Here is a 7,845-nt window from a genome sequence, read left to right on the forward strand (position 1 = left end):
GCCGGTGCGCCTCGGCGCGCACCAGGTCGTCCACCGACGCGCCCTTGAGCAGCCCGCCGGCCACCCACACCACGCTGTCGTGCGACCGCAGCGACGCCGCCGCCGCGTGCGGGTTGGTGGCCTTCGAGTCGTTGACGTACGTGATCCCGTCGGCCGTCGCGACCGGCACCGCCCGGTGGGCGCCCGGCCGGAACGCGCGCAGCCCGCGGGCCACCGCCTCCGCCGGAACGCCGTGCGCACGTGCCAGCGCGGCGGCGGCGAGCGCGACGGCGATCCCCGGCGGACCGGCCGGCTGGACGTCGGCGACCGGCAGCAGCACCGTGTCGGCCGCCCCGAACGCCCGGTCGACCAGCTGCCCGTCGTGGACGCCGAGCTGCCCTTCCTCGGGTGACGCGAGCGTGAAGCCGACGTGCGCCTTCGCGGGCGACTCGGCCAGGAGCGCGGCGACGACCGGGTCGTCCACGCCGCCGACCGCGACGTCGCCGGTGAGCACGCCGGCCTTCGCCGCCGCGTACGCCTCGAACGTGCCGTGCCAGTCGAGGTGGTCCTCGGCGAGGTTGAGCAGCACCCCGGCGAACGGCCGCACGGACGGCGACCAGTGCAGCTGGAAGCTGGACAGCTCGACGGCCAGCACGCGCCGCCCGGCCAGCAGGGCGTCGACCACGGGCAGGCCGACGTTGCCGCACGCCACCGCGTCGATGCCCGCCGCGCGCAGGATCGACTCCAGCATGCCGACGGTCGTGGTCTTGCCGTTGGTGCCGGTCACCGCGAGCCACGTCGGCGGGTCGGCCAGTTCCAGACCCATCCGCCAGGCCAGCTCGACCTCGCCGATGACCTCGATCCCGGCGGACGTCGCCGCCGCGAGCAGCGGGCTGGACGGGCGCCAGCCGGGGCTGGTCACGACCAGGTCCGTGCCGGGCGGCGGCGTGGCCAGGCCGGGCACCAGCGTCACGCCGGGCAGCAGCTGCTCCAGCGCGGCGAGGCGGTCGGCGGAGCCGTCGGTCACCGTCACCACGGCCTCCGCCGCCAGCAACGCCTCCGCCGCGGACCGCCCGGTGACGCCGGCGCCGGCGACCAGGACGTGACGACCTGCGAGGAATCCCATCGTCAGCTCTCGACCGCGGTCAGCCACTCGCTGTAGAACAGGCCGAGCCCGAGCATGCAGCACATGCCCGCGAGCAGCCAGAACCGGATGATCACCGTGGTTTCCGCCCACCCGGCGAGTTCGAAGTGGTGGTGGAACGGCGCCATGCGGAACAGTCGTCGCCGTGACGTGCGGAAGACCGCGACCTGCAGCACCACCGACAGCGCCTCGACCACGAACAGGCCGCCGATGACGACCATCAGCAGCTCGGTGCGCGTCGCGATGGACAGGCCGGCGACGAGGCCGCCGAGCGCGAGCGAGCCCGTGTCGCCCATGAAGATCTTGGCGGGCGCGGCGTTCCACCACAGGAAGCCGATGCAGCCGGCCATCGCGGCGGCGGCGACGAGCGCCAGGTCCAGCGGGTCGCGCACGTCGTAGCAGCCGGCGACGAGCAGGTTGGAGCAGTTGTAGCGGAACTGCCAGAAGCTGATCACCACGTAGGTGCCGAGGACCATCGCGGACGTGCCGCCGGCGAGGCCGTCGAGGCCGTCGGTCAGGTTCACGGCGTTCGACCACGCGCTGATCGCGGCGTAGCAGAACACGACGAAACCGACGACGCCGAACGACACCACGGTGATGTCGCGCACGAACGACAGGTGCACGGACGCGGGCGTGAGGCCGTCCCGGTTCGGGAACTGCATGACCAGCACGGCGAAGATGATCGTGGCGACGAACTGGCCGACGAGCTTCGCGGTCTTGTTCAGGCCGAGGTTGCGCTGCTTGCGGATCTTGATGAAGTCGTCGAGGAAGCCCACGACGCCGAGCGACGTGGTCAGCAGCAGCACCAGCAGGCCGGACGCGCTGGGCGTCTGGTCCTGCGCGGACGCCGACATGGAGTTCACCAGGTGCGAGCCGAGGTAGCCCGCCCACATCGCGACGAGGATCGCGACGCCGCCCATGGTGGGCGTGCCGCGCTTGGTCTTGTGGCTCTGCGGTCCCTCTTCGCGGATCTCCTGGCCGAAGCCCTGCCGGGAGAAGATCTTGATCAGGTACGGCGTCAGCATGATCGACGTGATCAGGGCGATGGCCGCCGCGATCAGGATGCTCTTCACTTGCTGACCGCCTCCAGGAGAGCCTCGGCAACCCGCCACAGGCCGTATGAGTTGGATGCCTTCACCAGGACGACGTCACCGGGCCGCACCTGGTCGCGCAGCAGCTCGACGGCCGCCGTCACGTCGGGCACCAGAATCGCTTCTTCGCCCCATGATCCTTCCAGGTGCGCCCCTTGGTGCATCGCGCGGGCGTCCTGTCCGACGACGACCAGCTTGTTGATGTCCAAGCGGACCGCGAGCCGTCCGATCTCGTCGTGCGCGCGGATCGAGTCCGCACCCAGTTCCGCCATCGGGCCGAGCACCGCCCAGCTGCGGCGGGCGGGCGTCGTGGCCCGGGAGATGGTGGCGAGCGACTTCAGCGCCGCCCGCACCGACTCCGGGTTCGCGTTGTAGGCGTCGTTGACGATCGTCACACCGTCGGGACGCTCGGAGACCGCCATGCGGTGCGCGGAGACCCGTTCGGCGCTGCCGAGGCTCCGCGCGATCTGCTCCGGCGTGGCGCCGAGCTCCAGCGCGATCGCGGCGGCGGTGAGGGCGTTGCCGACCTGGTGCGGGCCGTGGACGGCGAGCCGGACGTCGGCCTCGCCTCGTGACGTGACCAGCGTGAACCGCGCGCGGGCCTGCTCGTCCAGCTCGATGTTCGCGGCGCGGACGTGCGCGGCGCTGTTCTCCCCGACGAACACGACCTTGGCCTTGGTGCGCTCGGCCATGCCCGCGACCAGCGGGTCGTCGGCGTTGAGGATCGCGATGCCGTCCTCGGGCAGCGACTCGACCAGCTCGCCCTTGGCCCGGGCGATGCCCTCGCGGGAGCCGAACTCGCCGACGTGGGCGCTGCCGACGTTCAGCACCGCGCCGACGCGCGGCGGGGCGACCCGGCACAGCTCGGCGATGTGCCCGACGCCTCGCGCGCTGAGCTCCAGCACGAGGAACCGGGTCGACTCGTCGGCGCGCAACGCCGTCCACGGGTGGCCCAGCTCGTTGTTGAACGACCCGGGCGGCGCGATGGTCGGCCCGAGCGGGGCCAGCACCTGCGCGATGAGGTCCTTGGTGGACGTCTTGCCGGACGAGCCGGTCACGCCGATGACGGTCAGGTCGGCGAGGCGGTCGGTGACGTGCCGGGCGAGCTTCGCCAGCGCCGCCAGCACCGCCGCGCCCGCGCCGTCCGTGTCGCCGGACAGCACGTAGGCGTTGCCGCCGTCCCGCTCGACCGGGGGCGCGATGACGGCGGGCGCGTCGACCTCGCGCCCGGCGAGCACGCCGACCGCGCCGTTCGCGACGGCCTGGGCGGCGAAGTCGTGGCCGTCGACCCGTTCGCCGGGCAGAGCCAGGAACAGGCCGCCGGGGGTGACCTTGCGGGTGTCGAACTCGACGGACCCGGTGACCACCTCGTCGCCGGTGGCGTGGTGGACCCTGCCGCCGACGACCTCGGCGATCTCGGCCAGGCTCAACTCGATCACTTGACGGCTCCCCGGATCGCGTTCGTCAGTGCGTCCACGTCGGAGAACGGGTGCACGACACCCGCGACCTCCTGGCCGGTCTCGTGGCCCTTGCCCGCGACCACGACGACGTCGCCCGACCGGGCGAGGGACACCGCGTGCTCGATCGCGAGGCGGCGGTCGCCGACCTCGACCACCTCGCCGCGCTCGCCGTCCGGCACGGCCAGCGCGCCGCGCAGCATCGCGGCCCGGATGTCGGCCGGGTCCTCGCTGCGCGGGTTGTCGTCCGTGACGACCAGGACGTCGCTGCGACGTGCGGCCTCCTCGCCCATCAGCGGGCGCTTGGCCGTGTCGCGGTCGCCGCCGCAGCCGAGGACGGTGATGACGCGGCCGGTGGCGCGGGCGCGGACCGCCTCCAGCGCGAGCGCGACGGCCGCGGGCTTGTGCGAGTAGTCGACGACGGCGGTGAAGTCCTGGCCCTCGTCGACGCGCTGCATGCGGCCGGGCACCTGGACGGTCCGCAACCCTTCGCGGATGGCGTCCCGGGGGATGCCCTGGGAGTGCAGGCAGGCGATGGCGAGGAGCGCGTTGGCGACGTTGAAGTCGCCCGGCAGGCTCAGCTCGACGTCGAGCGTTACGCCGTCCGGGCCGTGCGCGGTGAAGGTCTGCTCGCCGGTGGTGGAGACGGTGACGTCGGTGGCCGTCCAGTCGGCGGGCTTGGTCGTGGCGACCGTGGTGGTCCGCTCCTTGACCAGCCGGGGGCCCCACTCGCCGTCCACGCAGACCACCTCGGTGCGGGCCCGGCCGTCGAACAGCTCGGCCTTGGTCCGGAAGTAGTCCTCCATGTCGGGGTGGAAGTCGAGGTGGTCCTGGGAGAGGTTGGTGAACGCGCCGACCGCGAACCCCACCCCGCCGACGCGGCCCAGCCGCAGGGCGTGGCTGGAGACCTCCATGGCGACGTCCGTCGTGCCGCACTCGACCATCACGGCCAGCAGGGCTTGCAGGTCAGGGGCTTCGGGGGTGGTGAGGGCGCTGTCCAGCCGGCTGCCCGCGACGCGCGTCTCGACCGTGCCGATGAGCCCGGTGGCCCGGCCGGCGGCGCGCAACGCCGACTCGACCAGGTAGCTGGTGGTGGTCTTGCCGGACGTCCCGGTCACACCCCACACCTCGAGCTTCGTGGACGGGTGGCCGTAGACGTGGGAGGCGAGCAGACCGAGCACCGCGCGCGGGTCCGGGTGCACCAGCACCGGCACGCCGTGGACCTTCGCGGCGCCCTGCTCGTCGGTCAGCACGGCGACCGCGCCGTGCTCCACGGCTTGGGCGGCGAAGTCGGCCCCGTGCACCCGCGTGCCCGGCAGGGCGGCGAAGAGGTCCCCCGGCCGGACGTGCTGGGCGCGCAACGTCACGCCGCTGACTTGGACGTGCGCCCGGTCGGGGGCGGTCAGGCGCGCGTCGACCGTCGTGGCGAGCTCGGACACGGCAACGGGCTGGGTGCGGGAAGGGCGAGGCGGAGCGGTCGCGACCTTGCCCTCTAGCTTGGCAGGCACGCGCGGAAGGCTACCGGCGCACGGAGAGTGGTCACCCGGCACGTCCACTCGGGACCGGCGCGGAGGTCGTGTGCAGGCGTGAAACCTGAATCAATTTCTCGACCGGTCGGTGTGGTGGGTGCCGGCGGTTGGCCGTCGCGCGAGGTCGTGGCGTTGCGACGGCCATCGTGGCGTAGGTCGGCGGAGGGCACGCGCTTTTCGGTCCCGGTGTGGGGTCGGTGAGGGAGGCCCGTGGTGTGGCCATTTCACCGGCGGTCGTGCCTTCGCCCGCAGTCATGATTTCGCCGCGGTCACGCGTCGCCCGCGGTCACGACTTCGCCGCAGTCGTGCTCGGCCGCAGTGACGTCTTCGCCCGCGGTCGTGCTTTCGTCGCCGTCATGTTTCGCCGCGTTCATGCTTCGCAGAGGTCCCCTCCAGGGGACCCCTGTCTTTATCCTGCCGGCGGCGACCGACACAAGTGCGCTGGGCGGCCCGACCTGTGGACAACTGCGAACCTGTGCACGACTGCGAAAACCACCGCCGGCTCACCACTCACGCCTGAGCACGGGCCCGCCGTGAGCGCGGTCGCCGTCAAGCGCCGCCCGACACCGGTATTGGCGCACCGCGGCCGTAGCGGGAAACCCTCACAGCACCAGAGGCACGATGGGGCTCTGCTCGGCCGACAACGGCAGTTGGTAGCGCTGCGACAGGTACGACGCGATGTCGTGGAACAGCGGCGCGGCGGACTGGTCGCCGACGGTCGGGTTGTCGAGCATGATGCCGACCACGAACCGCGGGTTGTCGGCGGGCAGGATGCCGGCGAACGTGATCCAGTGCTGCGTGTTGCTGTAGCACCGGCACTTCGGGTCGATCTGCTGCCCGGTGCCCGTCTTCCCGCTGATCTGGTACCCCGGCAGCGCCGCCGACGCGCCCGTCCCCGTCTGCCCCGGCGCGTTCTGCACCACGGCGCGGAACATGTCGCGCACCGTCTTCGCCGTCTGCGGCGACACCACGCGCACGCTCTCCGGCTGCGGCGTCTCCTTGCGACTCCCGTCGGCCGACACCTCGGCCCGGATGATCCGCGGCGGGATGCGCACGCCGTCGTTGGCGATCGCCTGGTACATGCCCGTCATCTGCAGCAGGGTCATGTTGAGCCCCTGCCCGATGGGCAGGTTCCCGAACGTCGAGCCGGACCACTGGTTGAGCGGCGGCACGTAGCCGGACTCCTCGCCGGGCAGCCCGGAACCGGTGCGCTTGCCCAGCCCGAACTTGTCCAGCATCTCGGCGTACCGCTCCTGGCCGATCTTCTGCGCCGCGATCAGCGTGCCGACGTTGGACGACTTCGCGAACACGCCGGTGAACGTCATGTCCAGCCGGCCGTGCCGCGTGGCGTCCTGGATCACCCGGTCGGCGATCTTGATGCTGCCGTCGACCTGGAGCACGCTGTCCGGCTGGTAGATGCCGTCCTCGACGGCCGTCGCCGCCGTGACGATCTTGTTGACCGAACCCGGCTCGAACACCGACGTGACGGCGACGTTGCGCAGCTGCTCCTCGCTCGCCTTGCCGAAGTCGTTCGGGTCGAACGTCTTGTCGTTGACCATCGCGATGATCTCGCCGCTGCGCCGGTCGAGCACCACGGCCGACCCGCTGCGCGCCGCCGTCTTCTTCGTGTAGTCGGTGACCATGCGCTGCAACGCGTACTGCGTGTCGACGTCCAACGTCAGCTCGAGGCTCTTGCCGGGCGTGGCGGCGGTGATCTCGCGGGACCGGCCCGGCCCGGGGATCACCACGTTGCTGCCCTGCATGGTGTCGACGATCCGCTGCCCCGAGTTGCCGGCGAGCAGGTTGTCCTGCGCGATCTCCAGCCCGAGCAGGCCGTGCGTCGCGGGCGGCTCCTCGTCCTTGCGCCAGTTCGCGGCGCCGATGATGTTCGACGCCAGCTCGCCGTTCGGGTACACGCGGACCGCGCGGTACTCGGAGCCGATGTCGTTGTACTTCTCCGAGATCGCGTCGGCCTTGGCTGGGTCGACGTTCTCGGCCAGCTCGATGTAGGTGATGTCGCGCGACAGCTTCGCGCGCACCGTCTCCCGGTCGGTCTTCTGCCCGTCGACCTCGGGCCCGAGGGTCTGCTCGATGAACGTCGCGATCTCCGCGACGCGGTCCTCGAAGCTGCCGATGTCCGGGTCGGCCGCCAGCGCCTCGGCCCACCGCTCCCGCATCAGCTGCGGCACCGCGTAGAGCGCGCGGGCCTCCACGCTGAACGCGAGCTGGTTGCCGTTGCGGTCGAGGATCGAGCCGCGCGCGGCCGGGATGTCGATGGGGGTGGCGCGCTGCTTCTGCGCCTTCGCGGACAACGCCTCCGCCTGGAAGCCCTGCACGTGGACGAGCTTGACGCCCGCCACGAGCAGCGCGCCGACCAGCAGGAGCCGGCCGACCGCCAGGCGCACCCGGCTGTTGCCGCCGCGACGCCGCCTCGGGGCGGGGCCGCGGACGGACAACGGGCGTCGCACGGGCTTGCCGCGGCTTGGCCCCGGCATCACTGACCTCCTGGTACCGGCTGTTCCGCGGCCTGCTGCCCGGCCTGGCCCTGCGCGGGCGGCTGGCCTTCGGGCGTGGGTTGCCCCTGTTCCTGCTGTGCGGCCTGGTCCTGGGCCGGCGGCGCGTCCTGGCCGGCGGGCGGCGCCTCC

At 72.3% G+C, this 7,845-nt stretch carries 5 protein-coding genes; all 5 read right to left on the reverse strand.

Annotated features, from left to right (window positions below; all coding sequences use genetic code 11):
- A partial coding sequence (gene murD, locus ACFQ3T_RS32385; RefSeq protein WP_380729237.1) for a UDP-N-acetylmuramoyl-L-alanine--D-glutamate ligase occupies nucleotides 1–1,105 on the reverse strand: 1,105 nt, incomplete at its 3' end.
- A 2-nt stretch (nucleotides 1,106–1,107) separates the two neighbouring features.
- A complete protein-coding gene (gene mraY, locus ACFQ3T_RS32390; protein ID WP_380729239.1) occupies nucleotides 1,108–2,196 on the reverse strand; it encodes a phospho-N-acetylmuramoyl-pentapeptide-transferase in 1,089 nt (362 codons plus the stop codon).
- Entirely contained in the window at nucleotides 2,193–3,653 is a 1,461-nt protein-coding gene (locus ACFQ3T_RS32395; RefSeq protein ID WP_380729241.1) for a UDP-N-acetylmuramoyl-tripeptide--D-alanyl-D-alanine ligase, read from the reverse strand. The genes mraY and ACFQ3T_RS32395 overlap by 4 nt, the downstream gene beginning before the upstream one ends.
- Nucleotides 3,650–5,179, reverse strand: a complete 1,530-nt coding sequence (locus tag ACFQ3T_RS32400) for a UDP-N-acetylmuramoyl-L-alanyl-D-glutamate--2,6-diaminopimelate ligase (RefSeq protein ID WP_380729243.1) — start codon at nucleotides 5,177–5,179, stop codon at nucleotides 3,650–3,652. The genes ACFQ3T_RS32395 and ACFQ3T_RS32400 overlap by 4 nt, the downstream gene beginning before the upstream one ends.
- 623 nt (nucleotides 5,180–5,802) lie before the next feature.
- Nucleotides 5,803–7,695, reverse strand: a complete 1,893-nt coding sequence (locus tag ACFQ3T_RS32405) for a peptidoglycan D,D-transpeptidase FtsI family protein (RefSeq protein WP_380729246.1) — start codon at nucleotides 7,693–7,695, stop codon at nucleotides 5,803–5,805.
- Nucleotides 7,696–7,845 lie beyond the last annotated feature (150 nt).

Origin of the sequence: Saccharothrix hoggarensis (genome assembly GCF_042678885.1) — a bacterium.
Taxonomy (GTDB): domain Bacteria; phylum Actinomycetota; class Actinomycetes; order Mycobacteriales; family Pseudonocardiaceae; genus Actinosynnema; species Actinosynnema hoggarensis.

Excerpts from the sequence above, each read along its gene's own strand:
- ACFQ3T_RS32405 (WP_380729246.1), bottom strand. The coding sequence starts at position 7,695 with ATGCCGGGGCCAAGCCGCGGCAAGCCCGTGCGACGCCCGTTGTCCGTC.